At 44.2% G+C, this 26,982-nt stretch carries 22 protein-coding genes and 1 riboswitch; of the genes, 19 read left to right on the top strand and 3 right to left on the bottom strand.

Translation table 11 applies throughout. The features are described 5' to 3' along the window. Positions 1-34: 34 nt before the first annotated feature. The 10 genes from ACIGG7_RS19440 (at position 35) to ACIGG7_RS19395 (ending at position 10,182) form a co-directional block, all read left to right on the top strand. Complete coding sequence (locus ACIGG7_RS19440) at positions 35-1,375, top strand: lipopolysaccharide biosynthesis protein (protein WP_397550725.1); 1,341 nt, start codon at positions 35-37, stop codon at positions 1,373-1,375. Further along, positions 1,362-2,537 carry an O-antigen ligase family protein gene (locus tag ACIGG7_RS19435; protein ID WP_397550724.1) on the top strand — a complete coding sequence of 392 codons (1,176 nt, stop codon included), beginning with the start codon at positions 1,362-1,364 and terminating at the stop codon, positions 2,535-2,537. Before ACIGG7_RS19440 ends, ACIGG7_RS19435 begins: the two co-directional genes overlap by 14 nt. After that, a complete protein-coding gene (locus ACIGG7_RS19430) occupies positions 2,534-3,682 on the top strand; it encodes a glycosyltransferase family 4 protein (protein ID WP_397550723.1) in 1,149 nt (382 codons plus the stop codon). The genes ACIGG7_RS19435 and ACIGG7_RS19430 overlap by 4 nt, the downstream gene beginning before the upstream one ends. A gap of 2 nt (positions 3,683-3,684) precedes the next feature. Further along, positions 3,685-4,644: an NAD-dependent epimerase/dehydratase family protein gene (locus tag ACIGG7_RS19425; RefSeq protein ID WP_397550722.1), complete on the top strand. Its 960-nt coding sequence runs from the start codon at positions 3,685-3,687 to the stop codon at positions 4,642-4,644. Next, positions 4,610-5,683, top strand: a complete 1,074-nt coding sequence (locus tag ACIGG7_RS19420) for a polysaccharide deacetylase family protein (protein ID WP_397550721.1) — start codon at positions 4,610-4,612, stop codon at positions 5,681-5,683. Before ACIGG7_RS19425 ends, ACIGG7_RS19420 begins: the two co-directional genes overlap by 35 nt. Beyond that, positions 5,640-6,443 carry a hypothetical protein gene (locus ACIGG7_RS19415; protein ID WP_397550720.1) on the top strand — a complete coding sequence of 268 codons (804 nt, stop codon included), beginning with the start codon at positions 5,640-5,642 and terminating at the stop codon, positions 6,441-6,443. Before ACIGG7_RS19420 ends, ACIGG7_RS19415 begins: the two co-directional genes overlap by 44 nt. 198 nt (positions 6,444-6,641) lie before the next feature. Next, entirely contained in the window at positions 6,642-7,403 is a 762-nt protein-coding gene (locus tag ACIGG7_RS19410; protein WP_397550719.1) for a glucose 1-dehydrogenase, read from the top strand. Positions 7,404-7,415: 12 nt separating this feature from the next. Next, positions 7,416-7,610 carry a hypothetical protein gene (locus tag ACIGG7_RS19405; protein WP_397550718.1) on the top strand — a complete coding sequence of 65 codons (195 nt, stop codon included), beginning with the start codon at positions 7,416-7,418 and terminating at the stop codon, positions 7,608-7,610. Positions 7,611-7,627: 17 nt separating this feature from the next. Then, a complete protein-coding gene (locus ACIGG7_RS19400) occupies positions 7,628-8,656 on the top strand; it encodes an alpha/beta fold hydrolase (protein WP_397550717.1) in 1,029 nt (342 codons plus the stop codon). Between the two features lie 329 nt (positions 8,657-8,985). Continuing rightward, entirely contained in the window at positions 8,986-10,182 is a 1,197-nt protein-coding gene (locus ACIGG7_RS19395; protein ID WP_397550716.1) for a PDZ domain-containing protein, read from the top strand. A 41-nt stretch (positions 10,183-10,223) separates the two neighbouring features. On the opposite strand, the gene ACIGG7_RS19390 is transcribed toward ACIGG7_RS19395, so the two are convergent. After that, positions 10,224-11,459, bottom strand: a complete 1,236-nt coding sequence (locus ACIGG7_RS19390) for a dicarboxylate/amino acid:cation symporter (protein WP_397550715.1) — start codon at positions 11,457-11,459, stop codon at positions 10,224-10,226. 199 nt (positions 11,460-11,658) lie between these two features. Then, entirely contained in the window at positions 11,659-12,516 is an 858-nt protein-coding gene (locus tag ACIGG7_RS19385; RefSeq protein WP_397550714.1) for a DUF1206 domain-containing protein, read from the bottom strand. 200 nt (positions 12,517-12,716) lie between these two features. Continuing rightward, positions 12,717-12,856, top strand: a riboswitch (cyclic di-AMP (ydaO/yuaA leader). Between the two features lie 133 nt (positions 12,857-12,989). Between ACIGG7_RS19385 and ACIGG7_RS19380 the strand changes: the two genes are divergently transcribed. From ACIGG7_RS19380 to ACIGG7_RS19355, 6 genes are all read left to right on the top strand, one after another. Continuing rightward, a complete protein-coding gene (locus ACIGG7_RS19380; RefSeq protein WP_397550713.1) occupies positions 12,990-13,646 on the top strand; it encodes a potassium channel family protein in 657 nt (218 codons plus the stop codon). A 4-nt stretch (positions 13,647-13,650) separates the two neighbouring features. Beyond that, positions 13,651-14,973 carry a TrkH family potassium uptake protein gene (locus ACIGG7_RS19375; RefSeq protein WP_397550712.1) on the top strand — a complete coding sequence of 441 codons (1,323 nt, stop codon included), beginning with the start codon at positions 13,651-13,653 and terminating at the stop codon, positions 14,971-14,973. A 198-nt stretch (positions 14,974-15,171) separates the two neighbouring features. Then, positions 15,172-16,251 carry a 3-phosphoserine/phosphohydroxythreonine transaminase gene (serC, locus tag ACIGG7_RS19370; RefSeq protein ID WP_397550711.1) on the top strand — a complete coding sequence of 360 codons (1,080 nt, stop codon included), beginning with the start codon at positions 15,172-15,174 and terminating at the stop codon, positions 16,249-16,251. Between the two features lie 2 nt (positions 16,252-16,253). Next, on the top strand, positions 16,254-17,429 hold the full coding sequence (locus ACIGG7_RS19365; RefSeq protein ID WP_397550710.1) for a phosphoglycerate dehydrogenase: 1,176 nt from the start codon (positions 16,254-16,256) through the stop codon (positions 17,427-17,429). A gap of 472 nt (positions 17,430-17,901) precedes the next feature. After that, the gene (locus ACIGG7_RS19360) at positions 17,902-18,543 is read left to right on the top strand and encodes an HD domain-containing protein (RefSeq protein ID WP_397550709.1); all 642 of its coding nucleotides are present in this window, start codon (positions 17,902-17,904) and stop codon (positions 18,541-18,543) included. A gap of 37 nt (positions 18,544-18,580) precedes the next feature. Then, on the top strand, positions 18,581-18,847 hold the full coding sequence (locus ACIGG7_RS19355; RefSeq protein ID WP_397550708.1) for a CsbA family protein: 267 nt from the start codon (positions 18,581-18,583) through the stop codon (positions 18,845-18,847). A gap of 65 nt (positions 18,848-18,912) precedes the next feature. Here the strand turns inward: ACIGG7_RS19355 and ACIGG7_RS19350 are convergent, their stop codons facing one another. Beyond that, entirely contained in the window at positions 18,913-20,901 is a 1,989-nt protein-coding gene (locus ACIGG7_RS19350; protein WP_397550707.1) for an N-acetylmuramoyl-L-alanine amidase, read from the bottom strand. Between the two features lie 592 nt (positions 20,902-21,493). On the opposite strand from ACIGG7_RS19350, the gene uvrB reads away from it, so the two are divergent. The 3 genes from uvrB to ACIGG7_RS19335 all read left to right on the top strand — a co-directional run bounded on the left by uvrB (position 21,494) and on the right by ACIGG7_RS19335 (position 26,979). Then, a complete protein-coding gene (gene uvrB, locus ACIGG7_RS19345) occupies positions 21,494-23,476 on the top strand; it encodes an excinuclease ABC subunit UvrB (protein WP_397550706.1) in 1,983 nt (660 codons plus the stop codon). Between the two features lie 7 nt (positions 23,477-23,483). Further along, positions 23,484-26,357, top strand: a complete 2,874-nt coding sequence (gene uvrA / locus ACIGG7_RS19340) for an excinuclease ABC subunit UvrA (protein ID WP_397550705.1) — start codon at positions 23,484-23,486, stop codon at positions 26,355-26,357. Between the two features lie 307 nt (positions 26,358-26,664). Then, positions 26,665-26,979, top strand: a complete 315-nt coding sequence (locus ACIGG7_RS19335; RefSeq protein WP_397550704.1) for a magnetosome magnetite crystal formation protein family — start codon at positions 26,665-26,667, stop codon at positions 26,977-26,979. The last annotated feature ends 3 nt before the right edge of the window (positions 26,980-26,982 follow it).

Raw genomic sequence — 26,982 nt, 5'->3', positions numbered from 1 at the left:
TTGAAGTTATACGTGAATAAGGTGGTACAAGGAGATGAAATTCATAAAACAATTAAAAGCTCTTATGTTAAAGGGAAACTTCTTTCGAAATGTCTCCATACTCGTTTCAGGAACAGCCATTTCTCTCATTGTTATCGTGTTAACGACTCCGTTGTTGACTCGACTGTATACACCTGAAGAATTTGGTGGGTATTCAATCTATGTCTCCATCTTATACACGACTTCAGTGATGGCTTCCTTACTATATGAATCGGCTATCCCGCTTCCGAGGGATGAAGATGATGCGGTTAATCTCTTAAGTCTTTCACTCATCATCGTATCCGGAATGAGTGTTCTATGCTTGATGGGGGTGTGGTTGTTCCGTCATTCCGTAGCATCCATCGTGAATATTCCCCATTTAGAAGAATATTTATGGCTATTGCCTTTGAGTTTATTCGGATTTGGTATATTCCAAGTGTTGAATACATGGCTAATCAGAAGAGAAGCCTATCCCTTCATGGCAAAGGGGAAGGTGTTTATGAATATGAGTCAAGTATTCTCGCAAATAGGTCTGGGTCTTCTCCAATTTGGGCCGGTCGGTTTGGTAATGGGAGAGGTAGTAGGAAGAGTGGTAGGAAGCGGTACTGTGCTCCGGCTTTCTTTTGAATCGATCAAAGCTCGCTTTCATACAATCACTCTCAAGAAAATGAGGGACTTGGCCAATCGATATAAGTATTTTCCACTCATATCCAGCTGGTCGTCCATATTGAGTGTTGCCAGCGGGCATTTGCCTGTATTCTTTATCGCCGCATCCTTTGGTTCAAAAGCTGCTGGCCTATATATGTTAGGTCAACGGGTCCTTTCCATTCCCGACGCCTTGATCGGGTTTTCAGTGAAGCAGGTTTATTTTGCCAGCGCGACTAAACAAATACGTTCGACTACCACACCATTGAATACTCTTTTTTGGCAAATGGTTTGGAAGCTGTCCGGTATAAGCTTCTTGGTCATTTGCATCATTGTTTTGGCAGCACCATGGACGTTTGGTCATGTGTTTGGCGAGAGTTGGATTGAATCAGGGACATACATTCAAGTAATGGCCATCCTCTTTTTCTTCCAAATGGTTGTTAATCCGATTACAGCCAATTTTTTTGTCTTTGAGGCTCAGAATTTACAACTGATTGGAGAAATCATTCGCTTCGGTCTCCTATTGCTGGCTGTTTTGGTCTCGACTCATTCCCAATTTTCATCCATCCAAAGCTTGCTATGTTTAAGTGTTCTTGGTTCCGCCGGATATCTGGTTGTTGCTTTTCTTGCCTGGTATGCAATGAGAACAAAGGGAGTAAAACAAGATCAGTTCGAATGCGAAATAGGAGTTGAAGCCAGTGAAGCTAAATGAATCTCTTCCAGGATGGCTGAATGCGTTTCTCTATTTTACATTGGCTTGCAGCTCGATCGTATTGGTAGAACCCTCTCCCTATGATGTTCTGTTAATCATCCTAATCGCGTTAACTATGAAGAAGATGATTCCCTTTGCAATGGAGTTCCCAGCTCCGATGCTTCTATTAATCCTATTTATCACGTGTAACCTGGCTTCTCTTTATTTTGCAAAGGACCCAATCCATGGTCTCAACTATAGTGTCATCACCTTCTACCTTGTCTTGACTTGGATGTGTATCGGGAGTGTGGTCTCCTTTTATAAAGAAAAAGCGGTAGAGGCCATATTCAATGGGTACATTATTGCTGCCATGGCAGCGGCCTTAATCGGTCTCGGTTCATTCTTTCATCTGTTTCCGTTTTCAGATCTTTTTATGTGGGAAGGCCGAATAAAGTCGATGTTTAAAGATCCAAATGTGTTCGGTCCCTTTGTGATTCCTGCGGCCCTTTTCCTGTTGCTGAAGATTGAGATGGAAACAGGGAGAGAAAAGGTGAAGGCATTGATGTTCATCAGTTTCATAGTTCTCACGTTAGCCGTTTCACTAAGCTTCTCCCGTGCTGCCTGGGGTCACCTTGTTGTCGCATTGTTCATTTATTTCGTATTTTTTAAAGGGAATATCAACAAACGGATCGGTATCATCATTCTTCTGATCATTTCCTCCCTTCCCATACTCTACTTTGTGATGGCCTCTACTGATTTGGTCGATCTGTTTCATGAGCGCTTGGGATATCAGGAATACGATAATACTCGGTTTGATAAACAGAAGGAATCTTTGGAAGTAGCCATGACCCATCCTTTAGGTGTGGGGTCCGGGCAATCGGAAATGATGTTCAATCACTCTACTCATAGTTTATATGTGAGGATCCTCACGGAAAATGGATTTCTGGGATTTATCTCATTCCTTGGTTTCGTCGGGCTGAGTATGTTGACTTGCTTCCGAAATTTACGAATGACAGAAGGGATGTATCAGGGATATTTTGTTGTGATACTTGCATCCATTGTAGGACTGCTTTTCAATAGTTTCTTTATTGATACATTACATTGGCGTCATTTTTGGCTGCTGCTTGCCTTACCTTGGTGCATTGTAGTCGGTATTCCTAAACAAAAGGAGGGGAGCATGTGAAAATTATTCAGTTCATTACCAGGATGGATGATGTAGGGGGGGCTCAGGTTCATGTTCTCGATCTTTCTCTAAGTCTTATGGGAGCGGGACATGAAGTAATCGTTCTGTCCATGGGGAGCGGGCCGGTTACCGATGAGCTTCAGAAGAATGGGATTAGATGTGAAGAGTTGACCCATCTGCAATTAAAGATTAACCCGATGCAAGACTGGCTTGCATTGAACGAGCTATGCAAATGGTTGAAGAGGCTAAAACCTGATATCCTGGCTACACATTCTTCGAAAGCGGGGATGCTGGGGAGAATGGCAGGGAAAATCTGCCGAGTTCCAACTGTATTCACAGCACATGGCTGGGCCTTCTCTGAGGGTGTGCCTGAGAGGAAAAGGAGAGTCTATACAATTCTTGAAAGGTATGCAGGCAAGATATCGAATGGAATCATAACCGTATCCGATTACGACCATCAGTTAGCATTAAAGCACCGGATCATTCACGAATCAAAAATGCAGACCATCCATAATAGTGTTCCTGATGTTCCAGAGAATCTACGAAGAAATCCATTGGGATCAATACCGAAATTGATCATGGTAGCAAGGTTTGCTTCCCCAAAGGATCACCGATTCCTGCTCATGGCACTGGAAAGCATGAGAGAGCTTTCTTGGGAGCTGGATCTTGTGGGGGACGGACCTTTGATGAAAGATATAAAGGATATGGTAGCCAGAAGTTCGATTGCACACCGTGTCCATTTTCTCGGAAACAGGCGAAATATACCAGAACTATTGGCAGATTCTCATCTCTTTGTACTTATCTCCCGGCATGAAGGTCTTCCTATCAGTGTCATTGAAGCAATGAGGGCCGGGTTACCGATCGTTGCATCAGATGTTGGAGGACTGAGAGAACTTATTGAAGAAGGAAAGAACGGCTTTCTAATACCGAGGAATGATACAAATACATTTATACAAAAGGTAAAGACGCTGATTGCAGATCCTCAACTCATGAAGCAAATGGGGCAGTGCAGTAGAACTCAATACGAGAGTCACTTCTTATTTGAACAAATGCGTGACCAGACGATACAGATGTATCAGACAGTACTGGAAAGCAGTATCAGAAAGAGACCAGTCGGTTTTCAAAATAAAAGTAGAGAGGTGTAAGGATGAAGGTATTGGTAACAGGAGGAGCGGGATTCATTGGCTATCATGTGACAAAAAATCTACAGAAAAAAGGACATTCAGTCATACTGATTGATTCTTTGATCACTGGAAATGAAGAGAATATTCCAGAAGGTGTTGCATTTTACAAAATGGATATCACCAGTCCAGAAATTGAAACCGTTTTTATAAAAGAAGAGCCGGATATCATTATCCACTTGGCAGCTCAAATTTCCGTGTCCTACTCAATGAAGAATCCACAGGAAGATGGGAAGGTCAATATCATCGGTACCATCAACCTCCTTCATCTGAGTGCAAAATATCATCTGAAAAAATTCATCTTTGCTTCGTCGGCGGCAGTGTATGGTACTCCTGTAAGACTGCCGATTGATGAAAGTCACCAGCTTATGCCTACCTCATCCTATGGATTATCCAAGATGACTTCTGAAAACTATATCCAAATGTATCACCAATCGAATTCTTTATCCTATACGATTTTGCGATTTTCCAACGTGTACGGACCGAGGCAAACATCAGAAGGAGAAGCGGGTGTGGTCTCGATCTTTCTTAACAATGCCGCACAGGACAAACCTATTCAGGTCTTTGGCAACGGTAACCAAACACGGGATTTCATCTATGTAAAAGATGTTGCAGAGGCTTGTGTCCGGGCTCTTGACCTAGGAGAGAACACGACCATCAATATTGGTTCGAGGACACAACTGAGCATCAATCACCTCATTCATACCATTGCCAAAATCAGCGAAAAACCTTTATCTGTTCAGTTTGAACCTGCCCGGGAAGGGGATATTGAACATAGTTCCCTGCATTATTCAAAAGCAAGGGAGCAGCTGGATTGGGCTCCACACTACACATTGGAACAAGGGCTTCGTGAAGCGTTGAAGGAAATTCAAAGAAAGAGAAGGAGGACCCATGAAGCTGGTTGGGAAAAAAGTCACTCCATTTAATAAAAAACATCCAGGAACACTTGTCATTTCATTGGATTTTGAGCTGTATTGGGGAATGCAGGACCAACTCTCCTTCCATACGTATAAAGATCAATCGGAAGAAGATGCCGATCATGTTGTGAACTCCATATTGAACAGTTTTGATCGATTTGATATCCATGCGACGTGGGCGGTTGTCGGATTTATGTTTTATAACAATTTTAAGGAGCTGCGAAGGGATTTCCCGGACAAAACACCGAGCTATCGTGATTCTCAGCTTTCACCTTATCTTTATCTCAACTCCTTGAAAAGTGAAAAGGATCGCCATGACTTTCATTTTTCACCATCATTGATCCGGGAAATCGCGAAAGCCGATCATCAAGAAATTGGGACTCATACCTTCTCTCATTATTACTGCTTGGAAGAGGGACAGACGATCGAACAATTCCAAGATGACTTAAGTAAAGCCATTGAAGTCATGAAGAAGGTGCGTCATGAACCGAAGAGTATTGTTTTTCCCCGCAACCAGATCAGCAAGGAATATGTGCAGCTTTGTAAGCGTAATGGGATTACTTCCTATCGGGGAACGGAAAAGTCATGGATTTACGATTTAAAGACGGGTGAAAACAGGAGATATGTAAAGCGTGCTCTCCGATTTCTCGATGCGTATGTCAATCTCACTGGGCATCATACTTATTCACTCTGTGAAGGGGAAGCTGACTTGCCGTTAAACATTCCTTCCAGTCGATTTCTTAGACCCGTTTGCCCGACATTGAAAAAACTTGAACCGCTCCGGTTAAAGAGAATAGTGGATGATATGACATACGCTGCAAAGAACGGTGAAATCTATCATTTATGGTGGCACCCACATAATTTTAATTCAAATTTACAAAGCAATATTGACTTTCTTAGTCGCATCCTGACAGCCTATTCGCATTTGAAAGAAGAATATGGGATGAGAAGTCTCAACATGTCAGAATTACAATTGGAATTCAACGCTCAGAGGGGGAAACGTGATGAAGCCGATTTATTGGAAGAAATGGATGTTAGATATAACTGATTTGTATGGCACAAATGAGATAGAAGGTCATTGTAAAAAAACGGACATCACGATTGTCTCTCAACTCCCTAAATATACGAACGAAGAAAACTATCATTTGCTCAAAAAATTTAAAACACTGCACATTGATCTTGAACAATCTGAAGAAGAGTTATTGAAAGGTATGAACCGAAGCACAAAATATCAAATCAACAAAGCTTCAAAAGAAGCATTGGAAGTTATTATCACTGAAAGACCTTCTTCACAAGACATACAGGAATTTGTTCAATTCTTTATTCCATTTGCAAAGGAGAAGGGGATCCCACCATGCAGCCATAGTAAGTTGCATTCACTCCGTACCGAAGGAATGCTGGTTATTACCAAGGTGATGGACGAGAATGGGCGTAAATTAGCTTCGCACGCCTATTCTCTGACAAAAGGTAAAGCGAGTATGATCCATTCGTGTTCAGGGCGATTTGATTTCGGGAACAATCAAGAAAGGAATCGGATAGGCAGGGCTAATCGCTTTCTGCATTGGAACGATATTCTATTCTTTAAGAAGAAAGGCTATGAAATTTATGACTTTGTCGGTCTATCCTTCGAGGAGGATGAGGATGAAGCCATGAAGAATATCACACATTTTAAGAAGGGGTTTGGAGGCAGGGAAGTCATAGAATACAAATACTATAAAGCCAGTAGCTTGGCAGGGAAAGCGGTATTATTCATTCTAAGTAAGAGGTGGAGGAATAGACCTGACTTTTTAGAGTACAGTTATAAATAAAAGACTTGGTTTAAAAGATGATGGCCTCCTTTATACAGGGAGGCCATTTGTATGCGATATAGTGGATTCCTTTTCTTTTGCCGCTTTCAACAGGCGTATCATTCAATTTCAATGGAAATCTCAAATAGTAAGCACTCATTCCCCAAATCTATCTATTATAATAATGACCCTCATTTTAATAGAAAGGAGATTGATAGAATGTTCTCTGTAAAAGACAAAGTGGCCATCGTCACAGGTGGTGGACGGGGTCTCGGGAAAGAGATGGCCCTTGCATTGGGGGAAGCGGGAGCGCATGTGGTGGTTTGTTCTAGGAACCTCCCGGCATGTGAAGAAGTGAAAAAGATGCTGATTGGTTTAGGTGTACGATCGCTTGCCATCCCTTGCGATGTTACACAGAAATCAGATGTGATCAACGTAGTGGAAACGGTCATGAATGAGTTTGGAAGAATCGATATCCTGATCAATAATAGTGGGACATCCTGGGCAGGTCCTTTTGCAGACATCCCTGAAGATAAGTGGGACAAGGTGATGGATGTGAATGTTAAGGGAGCTTTTTTGTTTTCACAGGAAGTGTCCCGGATCATGGTCAAACAGAAAAGTGGGAAGATCATTAACATTGCTTCCGTGACGGGATTTGGCGGGACGAATTCGATGCTGATGGATACCGTTCCCTATAATACAAGCAAGGGAGCTCTTATGACCTTTACGAAGGATCTTTCCGTGAAACTTGCACCTCATCGTATTCAGGTGAATGCGATAGCGCCAGGATTCTTTCCTACCAAGATTACAAAGGAATTATTCGAAAAGCAGGGAGCCGTGATCAAGCAGCATATACCGGCTGGGCGGTTTGGCCAGGCGAAAGATCTGAATGGGGCAGTCATCTTTCTTTCCTCACCGGCCTCGGACTATATTAACGGTCATATTCTGGTCGTGGATGGCGGCATCCGTGCACAGGTATAAGGAGGCGAAAGAATGGATCAATTTTATGAAAACCTGAAACAATTCGGGATGGGTGTAGAGTATGAATTGAATAAAGTCATTAAAGAGAAATTGGATGAACCGGAAATGGTAGAGGCCTTCAAGTTTTGGCTGCAACTAATCCAGGTGGTAACCAGTTTTATCGAATACCTGCTTCTTACACACCTAATGTCGTCATGTAAAGAATAAAGAATGGAGGTGAAACGATGAAAGAAGAGTACAATCAAAAAGAACTCGCAAGGTGGAAAGGTTTTATCGATACTTTACAAGATGAAAGCGAGTGGCATCCGAACTTTAACAGAAAAACAATCTGGAAACAATACAATAGTAAGCTTTGGTTCTATCCTTCAGAGGAGTACAATCGTCATATCCCTGTATTTTTACTATACTCCCACATCAACAAACCGACCATTCTCGATTTGACAAAAGAACATAGTCTGATCGGGAAATTCTTGCAGGAAGGCTATGATGTCTATCTTCTCGAGTTTGGCGAACCTGTTATGGAGGAAAGAGGAATCGGTTTGGCGGAGTATCTTTCTCAATATGTTGATCCATGCATTAAAAAAGCCCTTCAACATAGCGGGAAAGAGCAGCTCTCCCTTTCTGGTTTTTGTTTAGGTGGAACAATTGCGATCATTTATGCAGCATTACATCCTGACCTCATAAGGAACCTCATGCTGTTTGTGACCCCAGTCGACTTTGATCACATTCCTGATTATCACAATTGGGTCGAGTCCTTGAAAAAGGATGAATTAGATGTTTCAGCTATCCTGGAAGAAATGAATATCATACCCGCACCCTTTGTCCGTTATGGAATGAGGGCCTTGACCTCTCCTATTTACTTTTCTCCTTATTTATCACTCCTGAATAAAGCCTACGATAAGGATTATACCCAGTATTGGCTACGCTTCAATCAGTGGACAAATGATCATCTTTCCCTTACTGGTGCGATGGGAAGGGATATCCTGACTTATTTCCTTAAAGAGAATCTACTAATGAAGGGAAGATTTACGCTATCAGAAGAAGAGGTCGACTTGCAAAACATTCGATCGAATCTCTACCTGATTACCTCTCAATATGACCATTTGGTCCCTCCTGCGATCAGTACACCTCTATTGGAGTTGGTTTCAAGTGAAAATAAGCAAGTATCAGAGGTAGCAGGAGGGCATGCAAGTCTCATTAAATATGGAATATCAACTGAACTCATACAGTGGTTACACGGACATTCCAAATAAGAGGAGGGATTCATAAGGTGCTGGATTCGGAATTCGAAACTCCTTTGGAATATTTAAGTTTTGCCTTCTACGTTTTTAAGGATTTCATTATAGCCTATTTCCATTAATGAAAGGGACGGTTGGTACTAGATACCAGCCGTCGCTTTTTCTTCAAATAATGATCTTTCTATCTCCCAATCGACATCATTTCCCGGGAAAATATGCAGAATGGTGTCGGAAATGACATCGAAACGTAAAATGAACCAATAAAATTGCAATAGGTTTTAGGAGAGTCTTTTGATAAAATAGTAGATAATGCAAATTTTCTTGCAAAAGGTGGTGATGGATCATTGGTTGAGCTTTGGCTGCTGGAGACCCTTAAAGGATTCGGGAAATTATTTCTACATCCTGTTTTATATTTATCTGTGTTTTTCTCTATCATGACGGGCTATTATCGAGTGAAGAGGGAGCGGAAAGATTTCAATTCGAGACTGCTGGATGGATATCATGATTTGAGGGTGTTATTTTCTTACGGAATTGTCCTTGGATTGCTGTTCTCTTTGGTAACGGTAGGAGCTGGAATGGTCATTCCTGTCGCTGGAATCCTCCTTTTTGGGGCGGTGTCGATTCTGTTTGCGTTGACGGGGCGTTTTCAGCTTATGTCAGCGACCATGACTGTAGGTTTTTCCTATTTCCTCTTGGTTTTGGTGGATTATTTTCAGTGGAACATACCTTACGTGAATACATATGTGGAAAACTTGAACATGGGGCTGTTGAGTTCCATTGTCGTTTTACTCGGAGTGTTGACGATAGTAGAAGGAATGTTGATCAGATTGAACGGCTGGAAGCATACTTCGCCTCGTTTGTTCAAAAGTTCTCGTGGTCTGAAGGTAGGAGCCCATTTCGGGAAGAAATTATGGCTTGTGCCGATGTTCATACTGGTACCAAATGGGGCATTGACCCTTCCATTTGACTGGTGGCCAGTGTTTACGATGGGTACTGAAACGTATTCCTTATTGTGTGTACCGTTTCTACTCGGGTTTCAGCAGCTGGTGAAAAGTACGTTGCCGGAAATTGCGATCAAACAAACCGGGTCCAGTGTTTTCTGGCTGGGTGCATTCGTATTAACGTTAGCCGTAACCGGATTATTTGCCCCGATGTTTTCTGTCGGTGCAGCTGCCATGGCCATCATTGGGCGTGCGTGGATCGCTTATCGATACAGAAGAACTGAGAATTCAAAACCGTATTTCTTCAAACGTCAGCCTAAGGGAGTCATGATTCTCGGAATCCTTCCGGGATCGCCTGCGAGAAAGCTGACGCTTGAAGTAGGTGAAATCGTCCTGAAGGTGAATGGGGTCGACGTGAATACGGAAAGAGCGTTTTACGAAGCACTTCAAAAGAATGGAGCCTATTGCAAGCTCGAGGTACTTGGGACAAACGGAGAGAACCGTTTCACTCAAGGGGCTTTGTATGAAGGTGATCATCACGAACTGGGAATCATCTTTGCCGATGAAGCTTCGGGTTGGGAGCATCATCAGGTGTCATAATAAGAAAAAGGATAGCCGCGGCTATCCTTTTTTTAATGGATTTATGAAAGGGAAGGTGTTTCTTCGCCTATCTTCTCCGTCTTATCAATAATGGACGTACCAACCAAATCCCCTGTCACATTCAGTGCCGTGCATCCCATACCGACAAGGGCATCAATCGCTGTTAATAGAGCGACGGTTTCCATCGGCAAGCCGAGCTGGGCGAATACCGTTGCAATCATGATGATACCTGCACCGGGAACACCTGCTGTTCCGATTGAAGCCAATGTTCCTACAAGGACAACGACCAGCATATCCGTTAGAGATAACGGATCGCCGACGACATTGGCAGCGAATACGGCCGACACGGCGATTCGAATCGCAGCGCCGTCCATATTGATCGTCGCACCCAGAGGTAAACTGAAGCCGTACAAGCTTTTCGGCAAGCCGAGATTTTTGGCTGCATTTAATGTCAACGGCAGCGTTCCCGAGCTGCTTTGAGTAACAAATGCCGTCAACATTGGTGTACGGGCTTGTGCAAAGAATCTTCGGGGACTGATCTTAAAACCTGCCAGTGCGACCATGTAGATGACGATCTGAACAAGCAACGCAATATATAGAACGAGTATCATATTCCCAAGGGATTGTAATGTGCCGAGTCCCTGATTGCCGACTGTATTGGCCATGATGGCAAAGATTCCGATGGGAACATATTGGAGAATCGCCTTCATGATGACCATGGTGGCTTCATTCAGGCCGTTTACCACTTTATAGACATGCTCTCCAAGTGCGTGATACTCCGTTGATGACCGTAAATACGAAATCGCAATCCCGAACACGATGGCGGTGAATATGATTCCCAAAAGGTTCATTTCAGTAAATGCCGTGACGATATTGTCCGGGATGATATTTAGGAGTACCTTGGTCACACCAGGATTCTCCGGTACTTTGAATTTTTCCGTCGTATCAAGAGTCATGCCAGTTCCCGGTTTGAAGATACTTGCGACGGAAATACCAACGATGATGGCTAAAGCTGATGAAAATAAATAATATAAGAACGTTTTTCCACCCATCCTGCTGAGTTTGCTTACGTTCGTCTGGTTCACTCCGACCATCAGTGTGAACAGGATGAGGGGGATGATCAGGAACTTAAGCAACCGAATCAGGATGTCGCCAAGAGGTGAAAGGACGGATGCCTCCTTTCCGAATATGAAACCGACAGCTATTCCGAGTATGAGAGCCACGGTTATTTTCATGATAAGGGATGAATGAAGATAACCTCTCCAAAGAGCTTTCATGATTTAATGCCTCCTTTTTATAAATAGTAGATTTCCCCAAAGTGCTAAAACATAACATTTATATAAATCTTATAGGTTTAGTGAGGATTTCATTTTCATAAGATACAACAGATCGCAAATAGTGTCAAAGTCCATTTTTTATGCCGGGGTTTTTTGCCAGAAAAAAAGAAGCTGCCGAATCGACAGCTTCTTTTCACGATTAATAAATCGACAAATGACGGTTCTTTCCTTTCAGGATCTGAAAGACGCCGTATAGAAATAATCCAACGGCGACTATTCCGAGTAGCCATTGTCCGAATGGCTGTTGGGCGAGTTTGGATAATGCGCCGTCCAGTCCCTTCGTCTTATCCGGGTCGGCCGTGAGGGCTGTTTGGATAAAGAAATATCCGATCAGTAAAAAGACGACACCGCGCGAATACAGTCCGAGTTTTCCGGTTTTTCGTCCAAGTTCCCATTCTTTCTCGGTCATTTCATGTCGCTTGAATTTGTCGGTGTATTTTTCCGTATAAGCTTTATGAATTTCATAGAGTGCAAATCCGATGATGACAAGTCCGACAATCCCGACGATCCATTGTCCGAAAGGCTGGGCCAATAGTTTGGCTGACAGTGTCTGCTTAGAACCCGAACCGGAACCGGAGCTTTTGGCGTGCATGGCGATGGCAAATGCGTTATACGTTAAGGAACCGTAGGCAATGCCGCTGATGAGACTGGCCAGTCTTCTGAAGACGGACTTCCCGTCATTGTTGACATGCTCAGGATCTTTAATCACCTGGATGATGCGCCAAAGGACGATCCCGATCAGTCCCACCCCGAGTATCCAGAGAAGGACTTCCCCAAAAGGCTTGCTGGCAACAGCCGAAAAGGCACCACTGGAATCGGACGTACTTCCCCCTATACCGAGTGCAGCCATGACGGATAAAGCCCCGATGAGCATATACACGATGCCTCTTGAGATATATCCAATTCTTGCAAAACCTTTAATCCAGGGCTTTATATCATTAGATGATGAAACGTTTTTGCTCCCACTTGAAGAAGGGAGGGATGAAACTCCTGCCATAAACATTTCTTCCTTTCTGATTCAAATTTCGTAAGACTTATGTATGCTATTCCCCGCATCAGGTAAGTACAAACCTTTTTAACGAACAGTAAATGTTGGATGTATTGAGACAATTTTGCCTGTTTTTCTTCAAGAAATTTTTACAAAGAATCTATTTACATCCCTTGTGGAGAGGAGTAATATATCTATCATCAAATGAATATTCTTTATCGCTTAATTCATGAATTGAAGCGGGGGAACCATTAGTACTATAGGGGTGAATCCTTTCATATGAAAGGTAGGGCTACTTCCATGTCCCGAATCCGTCAGCTAACCTCGTAAGCGTAGCGGGAGAGAATGATACTTGTGATCTTTTTGGATAATGACCACAGGCTTAGTTCCTGGTGGTCTTTTTGCGTTGTTCAGTATGAGAATATAGTCATGAACAGCTAGTAGATGGTTAAGCTATAAAAAAGGTTTTGGAGGATTTCACCATGAAAAAGCAGTTTGCCGTTATTGGATTAGGGAGATTTGGAGGGAATTTGGTCCAGGAGTTGGCAGATCTGGATGTAGAAGTGCTGGCGATCGATATTCATCATGATGTGGTTCAGCAATATATCGATATCGCGACTCATGCAGTGCAAGCGAATGCCATGGATGAGTCGGTTCTCAGATCACTTGGTTTGCGGAATTTCGATCACGTGATTGTTTCCTTTGGGGATAATATCGAAGCCAGTATCCTCACGACGCTTCTTCTCAAGGAATTAGGGGTGAAGGAAGTGTGGGTAAAAGCGTCGAATGCCTATCACCAGAAGGTACTCGACCGTATCGGAGCAGATAAAGTCATCCATCCTGAACGTGATATGGCAAGAAGGATCGCCCACCATATCACATCTGAAAAGATCATCGATTACATTGAGCTATCAAAAGAGCACAGCATTGTAGAGGTATGCGCTTCTAAGAAGGTAGCCAATAAAACGTTGAATGATCTGAATGTCCGGGCAAAATTCGGATGTAATATCATCGCTATCCACCGAGGAGAAGAGGTCATTGTATCCCCTTCTGCCGATGAGGTGGTTGAAATAGAGGATCTTCTGATTGTCATAGGACATAATCGGGATATTAACCGGTTTGAAAAAGAAGGTGTATAAAAGAATGAAGCAGAAGGTCATTCAGTTAAGTCCGCCGCAACTACTTGTGGTGACCTTTCTATTTTTTATCCTATTGGGAATGGTGCTCTTAAAGCTTCCTTTCGCCACCACTGAACCGATCACGTGGCTGGAAGCCCTGTTCACGACGACGTCTGCCATGACCGTGACGGGTCTCGCTGTCGTTGATACGGGGAGCGTCTACACCTTATTCGGGGAAGTTGTCGTCATGAGCCTGATCCAGATCGGAGGACTCGGGATCATGTCCTTTGCCGTTTTAATCTTTATGATGCTTGGGAAGAAAATCGGATTTAAAGAACGATTGCTCCTGCAGCAGGCACTGAATCAAACGTCTGTGGGAGGTGTCATCAAGCTTGTAAAATACTTATTTATCTTTTCTTTTATAGTAGAGGGTTTGGCAGTTCTTTTATTAGCGACGGAATGGGTGCCGGAGTTCGGATGGAAAAGGGGCTTATATGTGAGTGTCTTTCATTCTATCTCCGCGTTTAACAATGCAGGCTTTTCCCTGTGGTCTGACAGTTTGATGGGATACGTGGGAAGTCCGGTCATCAACATAACGATTTCATTCCTGTTCATAGTAGGGGGGATCGGTTTCACGGTTCTTGTGGATATGTGGAAATCCAAGACGATTCGTCAACTATCCCTGCATACGAAGATCATGGTACTGGGTACCTTCGCAATCAACGTCATCGCCTTTTTGTTGATCTTCGTACTGGAATATAATAATCCGAATACCCTGGCCCATCTGTCGTTTTCGGATAAGATATTTGCTTCTTATTTTCAAGCAGTCACTCCCCGTACAGCAGGGTTTAACTCACTCGATTATGGAAGTATGGAGCGATCCACGCTGCTTTTCACGATATTACTGATGTTTATCGGTGCTGGTAGTGCTTCCACTGGCGGAGGGATTAAGTTAACAACCTTTGTTGTTATCTCGTTAAGTGTGTTTGCCTTCTTAAGAGAGAAGAAAGAGATTCGTATTTTCAGACGTACAATTGATCAAATGCACATTTTTAAAGCATTGGCTTTATCGATGATCAGCGTACTCCTGGTTTTCACCGCGCTGTTTTTCCTTGAAATGACGGAAAAACATGTCTCGTTCCTGTCCATTGTGTTTGAAGTGGTGTCTGCATTTGGGACGGTAGGGTTGTCCATGGGGATTACGGGCTCCCTTTCCGTTGCTGGAAAATGGATCATTATCATCGTGATGTTCGTCGGGAAACTCGGTCCCCTCACCCTGGCATTCTCATTGTCACGTCCTGATAAAGAAAAGATCCGCTATCCGAAAGAAGATATCCTGACGGGTTGATCATCGGCTTTCCTGCTTTGCCTATCCAGGGCATGTGGGAAGGGCGATTTTTTTATCAATCTAGCAAGAATCCATCCATGTCTGCGCATGAGGCTAAAAACACCACAGTTAAGCGTTTTCATCATGTCTTTTTGTTATTGACTAAAGTGGTGCACGGGATTATACTGTTGAAAAATTCTGACTTTGGTGGTGCTGTTGTTGAAGCGAGTGTATAACTTTTCTGCTGGTCCTGCTGTGTTGCCTGAGCCTGTATTGAAGAAGGTTCAGGAGGAGTTATTGAATTATGGTGAAAGTGGGATGTCGGTCATGGAATTAAGTCATCGGTCGGCCCCTTTCCAAAATATAATAGAAGAAGCACAAAACTTACTGCGTGAATTGCTGTCGATCCCGGACGATTATCAGGTTGTTTTCATGCAGGGGGGAGCCTCCATGCAATTCTCCATGATCCCCTTGAACCTGCTCGGTAAGGGGCAGGAAGCGGATTACATCGAGACCGGAAGCTGGTCGAAGAAAGCCATTAAAGAGGCGGTGAAAGTCGGAAAGGTCCATACACTATCACCAGCAGAGCCCTTTGAGATTCCTGTTTATTCACCAGAAGATTTCTCACCTCAATCAAGCTATGTACATATCACATCGAATAACACAATCGAGGGGACCCGGTTCCATGAGTATCCTGATACAGGAGGCATCCCCCTTGTGGCAGATATGTCTTCCCATATTCTTTCGGAGAAGATAGATGTATCATCTTTCGGTCTCATTTATGCCGGGGCCCAAAAGAATTTAGGCCCATCCGGCGTGACGGTGGCCATTATCCACGACAGACTGATCGGGGGGGCAACGGACACATGCCCGACCATGTTGAATTACGACACGTACGTGAAGCATGATTCCCTCTTTAATACGCCGCCGACCTTTTCCATCTATGTTTTGAAGCTTGTACTCGAATGGGTGAAGGAGAACGGTGGAGTGGAAGGGATGCAGGCTCATAATGAGGAGAAGGCAGCCCTTCTTTACAACTGTATAGATGAATCATCACTTTTCCATAACCCTGTTCCGGAGAAAAATCGTTCTCTGATGAACATTCCTTTCTCGACAGGTAATGAAGATCTTAACGCCCAGTTTTTAAAAGAAGCCAAAGCGGAAGGATTCGAGTTCCTAAAAGGACATCGTTCGGTAGGAGGAATGAGGGCGAGTTTATACAATGCCATGCCACTTGAAGGTGTAGAAGCACTTGTAGATTTCATGAAAAAATTTGAAGCGAAGCAAGGAGGAGAATGAACATGATTTCAATCAATACGTACAACGCCATCAGCCAAAGCGGATTATCCCTGATCGAAAAAGATATTAACTATCATTTAAATGGAAATGGCGATCCCGATGGAATTCTCGTCAGATCGAAAAACCTTCATGATTATGATTTTCCTGCATCCGTCAAAGCCATTGCACGTGCAGGAGCAGGGGTGAATAATATTCCCATCGATCTCTGCACGGAAAAGGGAATTGTCGTCTTTAATACACCCGGTGCCAATGCGAACGCAGTCAAAGAACTCGTCCTCGCCAACTTAATTGCTTCATCCCGAAATCTATACTCTGCCGTTGGGTGGACAAACTCGTTAAAGGGGACAGAAGAGGATGTTCCCGGTGTCGTGGAAGCGAAGAAAAAAGAATTCGTAGGAAGTGAAATCAAAGGGAAGAAGCTTGGAGTTGTAGGTTTGGGAGCAATCGGTGTCCTCGTTGCCAACGATGCTCTTGCCCTCGGGATGGATGTCGTGGCTTACGATCCATTTATCTCCGTAGATGCTGCGTGGCGCTTATCACAAGATGTGAAGCGTGCCCATCAAATTGAAGAAGTGTGGACAGAGTGTGATTTTGTCACCCTCCACATCCCTCTGACGGATAAAACAGAAAGCTTCGTGAGCCCGGAAGCATTTGCGAAAATGAAGAAGGGAATGACCATCCTGAACTTTTCAAGAGGTGAGCTTGTGGAAGAAGGGGCCATGGAAGTGGCGTTGAACTCAGGGGTTGTAAGAAAATACGTAACGGACTTTCCAAATAAAAAGGTCCTCGCCATGAAAAATGTCGTGCCTGTTCCTCATTTGGGCGCTTCCACCGTCGAATCGGAAGAGAACTGTGCCATCATGGCCACCAAGCAGCTGAAAACCTATCTTGAAACGGGCAATATCAAGCATGCCGTCAACCTGCCGGACGTGGAGCTCCCTTATAGCGGGAAAATGAGGGTGACCGTCATGCATCAGAATATCCCGAACATGGTGGGCCAAATCGCCACGGTCCTTTCCGGATATGCCGTCAACATCGCCGATATGATCAATCGAAGTAAACATACGTGGGCGTACACTATGATTGACCTTGATCAAAAATTAAACGAAGAAGAACAAGCCGATGTCAAACAAAAATTAAAAAACATCACCGGCGTCGTTTCCGTGCGCCTCATTTAATGAAATAAAACTCCCTCGTACAGTGAGGGGGTTATTTTTATCCCTTCTTGCCATCCAGAAAAAATATGGACAGGCAACACGCATCATTCCTTCGTAAAATACCATATTAATAAAGATTGTTGTGATTATTTAACAGACTTTATCTCATCAATGCACTTAATGAGTGTTTACTGGAGGGTGAGGTAAACTGCTCTGCTTGCTAAGGACGTTCGGACAAGCCTTTTTTAAAATTCGCTTCCCGCGTCTCCTCTTGCCCATTATCTGTAGGAGTCTACGCAGTTCCCTTCACTAGAGAATAAGGTGATTGTAAGGTTTATGACAAATCGCAATACACTATCAACCACTACTCGCTTCATTAAAAGTAATAGTGTTCATTAGGATATCCAAGGGAAAAGCCACGAATCTTTGCATCGGCTTACTCTCCTTGATACTATTTTCATAAAGCAAAGAACATGAGTGAGAGGAGAATAAAATGGGAATTCATCACTATTTCAAAAGCTTATCAGATCTTGAGACCCTCACCCGCTGTCCGGGTCGATTCAAATATCATGAGCATAATGTAGCCAGCCATTCCTTTAAAGTGACCAAAATCGCTCAATTCCTTGGTACGGTGGAGGAGCAAAACGGAAAAGAACTTGATTGGAAGTCCCTCTATGAAAAAGCACTGAACCATGACTATGCCGAACTGTTCACCGGCGATATCAAAACACCAGTGAAATATGCTTCAGGAAAGCTGCGTGAGCTCTTCAGCCAGGTGGAGGACCAGATGGTGAATAAATTCATCACAACGGAATTTCCACCTCAATTCCAGGAAGTGTATCGGGAACGATTCAAAGAAGGAAAGGACGAGTCCCTTGAAGGAAGGATTTTATCCGTAGCGGATAAAATCGATTTGCTCTACGAATCCTTTGGGGAAATCCAAAAAGGAAATCCAGAACCGTTGTTCATTGAAATTTATCAGGAAGCACTATCAACCATCGTGAAATTCAAGGACCTGGACTGCGTTCAATATTTCCTGGAATACGTCCTTCCTGATATGCTGTCGGAAAAATTCATTCCCCACAGTGAGCTGAAAGAACGGACCCGGAAACTGATCCGGGATGGTGAGAAGTAAGAATTCCCTTTCCAGATAGGGGAAACTTCGGTAGAATATGTTGTATTCCCTTATCTTTCAAGGAGAGTTGAACGTGTCCAAAATAATTTTAGGCTTGTTTTTACCAGGATTGCTTGTCGTTCTGTTCACAAGGGTGACGTATAATCATTATGTCGGCTTGGCCCTGACTGTTGCCCTCATTGCAGCTTCGGTGTCAAAAGGATATACGGATTCTTGGTTACTCATCGTCATAGACGCGGCATCGCTGACCGCCGGATTCTGGTATAGTGACCGGATGATGAAAAAAGCGAAAAGAAGTGCATGAGAAAGAAAAAAACCAGGTCCCTCTTTAGTGAGGGACCTGGTTTTTTTCATTGTTAATGTCTTCGGTTATGGGGCAGCCACTACATCTACATCGCTCGCTCTCACAAACGCAAGGCGGTGATTCAGATGAATGAGATAAAATTCATCATCTCCCCACACAATTTTATGGGTCGTTTCAGAATTATACGTGTAGACAGGTGCACTGTAATAGCTTCCTTTCACTTTTTCAGAAGCGACATATTTCTGTCCGGAAGAAAGGGTATATTGCAGTTTACTCATTCCCCTCACCGGAATGCCTTCCGGGAATGCATCTGCTTCTGGATAAGCCACACCGTAGACAGGAATGCCTGTTTTTCCTTCTTTCGGCGTAACGACAATTCCTGAACCTTTCGTGGTATTCGTTCCTTTCGGATTATAAAACCACGCTTTTTGTCCTGCGTACCAAATCGCCGTCCAGTCTCCTTCTACTTCTGCCTTATAAAAGGTTTGACCTATTACGGCTTTATTTCCCCAGTTAGACGCGTCTAAAGGATGTGCATTCGGTAGGGCTGCATCTTTGATAAGGGGAGCATCAAAGCTTGGAGCCGTATATAAATACACAAAGTTGGCCGATTGTTTCGGTACAGGTTCGCCAGTCGGTGTCTGTAGATCCGGCATGTTGGTATTGAAATTAGGACGGATTTGTACAACGTCTTTTTGTTTCTTACCTGATTCAAGAGGAGAACCTAAAATTTGCATATAATGTGCCCAATCCCAGAACGGTCCTGGATCCCAGTGCATGGCGGGCTGTCTTGCTGCTGATGTTCCCGGCACTTCATCATGAGCGATGATGTGATCGCGGTCCAGCGGGATATTATATTCCCTTGCCAGATGCTTTACTAATCGCGCAGATGCATGATAGAGCTGTTCGTTATACCATGCTGCCCCTTCAATGGCGATTCCTTCATGTTCGATCCCGATGCTTTTGGAGTTGAAATACCAGTTACCGGCATGCCAGGCAACATCTTTGTTGTCGATCATCTGGGTGATATCACCATCTGAAGAGCGGATGACATAGTGTGCGGAAGCCTGGGTCGTTTCCCTTTGAAACACCGTTTTTGTTAAATCATAGCTGATTTCCGTGTCGTGAAGGACGATGTATTTGATCTCCTGATTATCATATGGGCGGTTGGCTTTATCGTAGTTGCCGTAAGACCATTCATAGACTGTCCCGTCATGATCAATTTGTTTGTAGGCAGCCGGGACGTAGTGGCAGGCAAGGCCGTTCGGACAATCTGCCTTCACTTCTCCGTCGTCAGATTTTAAGTGTAAGGAGTTGATGGTTTCTTTATTAGGTTCTGTTTGTTTCGAAGTAAGTTCCAAAGAATATCCGTCTTCAGTTTGTTTTGTTACTCCTTTGTTAATCGTTTCGTACACACGATCGGCAAAATCCCTTGCTCCAGTCTCATCAGAAGTGCCACTGTATTTTGCCACTGCCCCATACCATTCATTGAGGTCCGAAGGGGTTTGTCCCACCGTTTGTTTTGCATATTTGGCAAGTAATGCGGCAGCTCCACGGATGTTCTGTTTTTTATCTTTTTTCAACGTTTCTTTTGGTAGGGATAGTAAGTCTGCTGCCGTATTTAAGGTGTGGAGATTGGGATCGGTAATGGATAGATCTGATACTCTTTCAGCCGTCATGGTTTCCTGCACGTGCGAATCTTCCTTCCCTGATAGAAACATGTGAAGGGGGTCATCCGAGTGCGCTTCTTCGAGTGTATCAAGGTCGACATTCGTCAAATGCATCAGTCCATAGCCGCCGGAAGCACTTGGCTTGCCGTCATGATGCTCCCATAAGGACATGTTATAACCGACTGAAAGCAGAATTTCGACCGGTACATTAAACTCCTGAGCGGCTTCTTGAAAGACTGACTCAAGCGCGAGCTTGTCTACCATAGCTGCCCTGGCGATTCCATGAGAAGAACTCGAAGGAGACACCGGGGATATCGCAGATCCTAATAGGAACCCTGTCATACTCAAACTGCCTGCAACTTTCATCCATTTCGACTTTTTCATACATTCCTCCTGTTGTGAAGTATTTTAGTAGAACACATAAAAAAGCTTATAGAAAAATAGACTGAATAGTCAATCAATTATTAGATATATGCCTAGATGAATATTTAGGAGGAAACTAGAATAGAGAAGATTGAATTGTGGATAAAAAGTGAATAGTGTGAATAACATCCATATCCAATACGTTATACACAGGTTTAAATCGAATACATAAGGATTGTTCACAAGAAAATTGACGAATTGTGAATAAAATCAAGGATTTTCCACAAGGGGAATTGACTTATGCACATGTTTATACACAGGTTGTGTATAGAAAAGCTCGGATTCTGTCGAAAGCGGCCGTTTTTCCACCTCGGTTGTGTCGAAAAATCTAATACACGCTGTACTAAAGTCTGATCATAAAACTTATCCACAAAATTGGGGGTAGTTGAATAAGAGGTTCGATCCTCAAAAAATAAACGAACTTTTGTTCGCTTATTGTTGGTTAATCCAGAAGGAAATGTGGTAGAATGTGTATAAAAGAATTTACAGTGCTAAAGATGGGTATAAGTAGATAAATACAAGGTAGCAGTCCTTTATTATAGGAGGTTTCACGGTGAAAGATCAATTTGAACTCAAGTCTAAATATAAACCAGAGGGTGACCAGCCCCTGGCCATAGAGAAACTTGTGCAGGGTATCAATGAAGGGAAGCACCATCAAACCCTACTCGGAGCAACTGGGACCGGAAAGACCTTCACTGTCTCCAATGTGATCCAGAAGGTTGAAAAGCCGACCCTTATCATTGCTCATAATAAAACATTGGCAGGACAGCTCTACAGTGAGTTTAAGGAGTTCTTTCCTGATAATGCCGTTGAATATTTTGTAAGTTACTATGATTACTATCAGCCAGAAGCATATGTCCCACAGACCGATACCTTCATTGAAAAGGATGCAAGCATCAATGATGAAATCGATAAATTAAGACACTCCGCCACATCGTCATTGTTCGAGAGGAAGGATGTCATCATCATCGCCAGCGTATCGTGTATTTACGGTTTGGGTAATCCGGAAGAGTATCGTGAGCTAGTCCTTTCCCTGAGAACGGGGATGGAGATCGAACGGAATCAATTGCTCCGGAAGCTTGTGGATATCCAATACGAGCGTAATGACATCGACTTCCAGCGCGGGACATTCCGTGTGCGGGGAGACGTCGTGGAGATTTTCCCTGCTTCCCGTGATGAACACTGCATGCGTGTGGAATTCTTCGGAGATGAAATCGACCGGATTCGTGAAGTGGATGCCCTAACAGGGGAAATCATGGGAGATCGTGACCATATTGCCATCTTCCCGGCTTCCCACTTCGTAACCCGTGAGGAAAAAATGCAGGTGGCCATCAAGAACATTGAGAAAGAACTGGAAGAACAGCTGGCGATCATGAAAGAAGAAAACAAACTGCTTGAGGCCCAGCGTCTTGAGCAGAGGACACGTTATGACCTTGAAATGATGAGGGAAATGGGCTTTTGCTCAGGAATCGAGAACTATTCCCGACACCTTACATTACGTCCTTCGGGATCGACGCCGTATACACTTCTGGATTATTTTCCGGATGATTTCTTGATCGTGGTAGATGAGTCCCATGTGACCCTGCCCCAAATCAGGGGGATGTTCAACGGTGACCAGGCACGTAAAAAAGTGCTCGTGGATCACGGGTTCCGCCTGCCTTCAGCCATGGACAATCGTCCCCTGCGCTTTGAGGAGTTCGAGAAGAAAACCCAGCAGCTTCTCTATGTTTCGGCGACCCCGGGACCATATGAGCTGGAGCATACCCCTGAAATGGTCGAGCAGATCATTCGACCGACGGGACTACTGGATCCTATCATCGAGGTACGTCCAATCGAAGGACAAATCGATGACCTCCTGGGTGAAATCAATGAACGGATCGAGAAAAATGAACGGGTCCTTGTCACGACATTGACGAAGAAAATGTCGGAGGATCTATCTGCTTACTTAAAGGAAATTGGAATCAAGGTCCAATACCTCCACTCGGAAATCAAGACACTTGAGCGTATTGAGATTATCAGGGATCTCCGACTGGGTAAATTCGATGTACTGGTTGGAATCAACCTGCTCCGTGAAGGACTGGATATACCGGAAGTGTCACTTGTCACCATACTTGATGCTGACAAGGAAGGCTTCCTGCGTTCAGAACGGTCCCTGATCCAAACGATCGGCCGTGCAGCCCGTAACAGTAACGGAAGAGTCATCATGTACGCAGATAAGATCACGGATTCTATGCAGAAGGCACTCGATGAAACCGAGCGCCGTCGCACGATACAACAAGAGTATAATGCAAAACACGGCGTGACCCCGACAACGATACAAAAAGAGATCCGGGATGTCATCAGGGCGACTCATGCCGCTGAAGAAGCAGGGGTTTATGAAGGAGAACAGACAAAGGTTTCGAAAATGTCTAAACCGGAGCGACAAAAACTTATTGCTAGCCTGGAAGTGGAAATGAAGGAGGCGGCCAAGGCACTCGACTTCGAACGTGCCGCCCAGCTTCGTGATACCATTCTTGAGCTCAAGGCGGAAGGATGAACGAATCATGGCGCAGGATCAAATAATCGTACAAGGAGCTAGAGCTCATAATTTAAAGAATATAGATATAAAAATCCCACGGGATAAACTGGTTGTATTAACAGGACTATCTGGGTCGGGGAAATCTTCCCTTGCCTTCGATACCATTTATGCGGAAGGCCAGAGACGTTATGTGGAATCCCTTTCCGCTTATGCCCGTCAATTCCTGGGACAGATGGATAAGCCGGATGTCGACGCCATCGAAGGGCTATCCCCGGCGATTTCCATCGATCAAAAGACGACGAGCCGTAATCCCCGTTCAACAGTGGGGACGGTAACGGAAATTTATGATTACCTCCGACTGCTGTTTGCCAGGGTAGGAAAACCGATCTGTCCGAACCATGGGATTGAAATCACGTCCCAAACGATCGAACAGATGGTGGACCGGATCCTTGAATACCCTGAGAGGACCAAGCTTCAAGTCCTGGCACCCGTCGTGTCGGGCCGTAAAGGGACCCACGTGAAGACCCTTGAAGACATCAAGAAACAGGGATTTGTGAGGGTCAGAATTAATGGGGAAGTGCAGGATCTTGGAGAAGAAATATCGTTAGAAAAAAATAAGAAACACTCCATTAAAGTGATCATCGACCGGATTGTCGTGAAAGAAGGAGTGGCTGCCCGTCTCTCGGACTCGCTTGAAACGGCCCTTAGACTGGCGGATGGACAAGTGATCATCGATGTCATTGGAGAAGACGAGCTTTTATTCAGTGAGCATCATGCATGTCCATATTGTGGTTTCTCCATCAGTGAGCTTGAACCTAGGATGTTCTCTTTCAATAGTCCGTATGGTGCATGTGTAAGTTGTGATGGTTTGGGGACGAAGCTTGAAGTGGATAAGGAGCTTGTCATCCCTAATTGGGACCGTACCCTCGATGAGCATGCGATTGCTCCATGGGAACCGACAAGTTCTCAATACTATCCTTCTTTATTGAAGGCTGTGTGCGACCATTATGAAATTCCCATGGACATTCCCGTAAAGGATCTTCCGAAGCACCAGATGGATAAGGTTCTGTATGGATCGGGAAAAGATGAAATCTACTTCCGCTACGAGAACGATTTCGGTCAGGTAAGGGAAAACTATCTTCGTTTTGAAGGGGTCATCCCGAATGTGGAACGCCGTTACCGGGAAACAAGCTCCGATTATATCCGCGAGCAGATGGAAAAGTATATGGCTCAGCAGGACTGCCCGACCTGTCATGGTCACCGCTTAAAAGAGGAGAGCCTTGCCGTAAAGGTGGATTCTCTTCATATAGGGGAAGTAACGGCCTTTTCGATTGAAGAGGCAGAGCAGTTCTTCCAAAAACTCGAACTCTCTGAAAAAGATATGAAGATCGCTAATCTTATCTTGAGGGAGATCCGTGAACGTCTCGGCTTCCTTGTGAATGTGGGGTTGGAATATCTTACTCTGAGCCGTGCTGCAGGAACGCTCTCTGGAGGAGAGGCTCAGCGAATTCGCCTCGCTACTCAAATCGGTTCCCGTCTTACCGGGGTCCTTTACATTCTCGACGAACCGTCCATCGGATTGCATCAGCGGGATAATGATCGCCTTATCGATACGCTGAAGAATATGCGCGAAATCGGGAATACACTGATTGTTGTGGAGCATGACGAAGATACGATGGTGGCAGCCGATTATCTGATCGATATCGGACCGGGAGCGGGTGTCCACGGAGGTGAGGTCGTATCGGCAGGAACACCTCAGGAAGTAATGGATGATCCGAACTCGTTGACGGGTCAGTATCTGTCTGGGAAGAAATTTATTCCGCTTCCTCAGGAAAGACGCAAACCAGACGGCCGTTATTTGGAGGTTGTAGGGGCAAAGGAAAATAACCTGAACAACGTCAAAGTGAAGCTGCCTCTAGGAATCTTCACGGCTGTCACTGGAGTGTCGGGATCGGGTAAAAGTACCCTGATCAACGAAATCCTCCATAAATCACTGGCTCAAAAGCTTCATAATGCGAAATCGAAGCCTGGTGAGCATAAAGAAGTGAAGGGGATCGAGCATCTTGATAAAGTCATTGATATCGATCAATCCCCGATCGGCCGTACGCCAAGGTCGAATCCGGCTACGTATACCGGGGTATTCGATGATATCCGAGATGTGTTTGCCACGACCAACGAGGCGAAAGTTCGCGGCTACAAAAAGGGCCGTTTCAGCTTTAACGTGAAAGGCGGCCGCTGTGAGGCATGTCGCGGAGACGGAATCATCAAGATAGAAATGCACTTCCTTCCGGATGTATACGTTCCGTGTGAAGTGTGTCACGGGAAACGATACAACCGTGAAACCCTTGAAGTGAAATACAAAGATAAAAATATTTCAGACGTTCTGGAGATGACGGTAGAAGATGCGGTGAAATTCTTTGAAAACATCCCTAAGATCAAGCGTAAGCTTCAGACCATATTTGATGTTGGGCTTGGCTACATCACCCTAGGGCAGCCGGCGACTACGCTTTCAGGTGGGGAAGCCCAGCGCGTGAAGCTGGCATCCGAACTGCATCGCCGTTCGACTGGTCGCTCTCTCTATATCCTGGATGAGCCGACGACAGGACTTCATGTAGATGACATCGCCCGTCTCCTCGTCGTTCTTCAACGACTCGTTGAAAATGGCGATACGGTTCTTGTCATCGAACACAACCTTGACGTCATCAAGGCAGCCGACTACCTGGTGGATCTAGGTCCGGAAGGAGGAGACAAAGGCGGAACGATCGTCGCAAGCGGGACACCTGAAAAAGTGGCCGAAGTACAAGGATCCTATACGGGTAAATACCTGAAACCTGTACTTGAACGCGATCGTGAACGCATGAAAAAGAAGGTTCGGGAAAAAGAAGAAGTGACAAATTGATAATGGAGGGAGATGCATGGGGCATCTCTCTTTTTTCTTGATTAGATGTTGGTTCCGTCAAACTTATTTTCAAAACCGGACCGTTTATTTTCAAATCTCACCTCTTTATTTTTAAAATCAAGATTTTATTTTCAAAAAGCCATTTTGTGTTTCATTCACCACTGAAAACCACAACCCCATACCTACCCAAATTCAGCCTTCAGATGGAGTGAAGCACAATCTTCATATGTGAAAATAAGATTAGTAACAAATGCATTGAAACTTTTTGCCCAGCGTATCGTAAATAGTAGTAGAGGAGATGATGAAGATGGAGACCAATAAGGTATTGTCTGCCCTATGCTATTTTAGTATCTTTTTTGCCGGCTTCCTTTTCCCTTTGATTGTCTATTTTGTTTCAGATGATCAATACGTGAAGAAGGATGCAAAAACGGCCTTTTTATCTCACTTATTACCGGTCATTGCCGTTCCCCTCGTACTTGCAGGCCTGGTTTTCGATATGGGTGTTTTTGCAAGTGGTGCGGGGCTGCCGATTTATACTCTGATCATGATCGGTTTAGCTATATTAATCAGTGTTGTCGTGGTCATTTGGAATGTGTATAAGGGAATCAAAGTACTTTTATAATCA

This window comes from Rossellomorea sp. NPDC077527, assembly GCF_044542955.1.
Taxonomy (GTDB): domain Bacteria; phylum Bacillota; class Bacilli; order Bacillales; family Bacillaceae_B; genus Rossellomorea; species Rossellomorea aquimaris_E.
The sequence above is the reverse complement of the archived record's forward strand: the minus strand, read 5'-3'. Positions and strand labels throughout refer to the sequence as shown.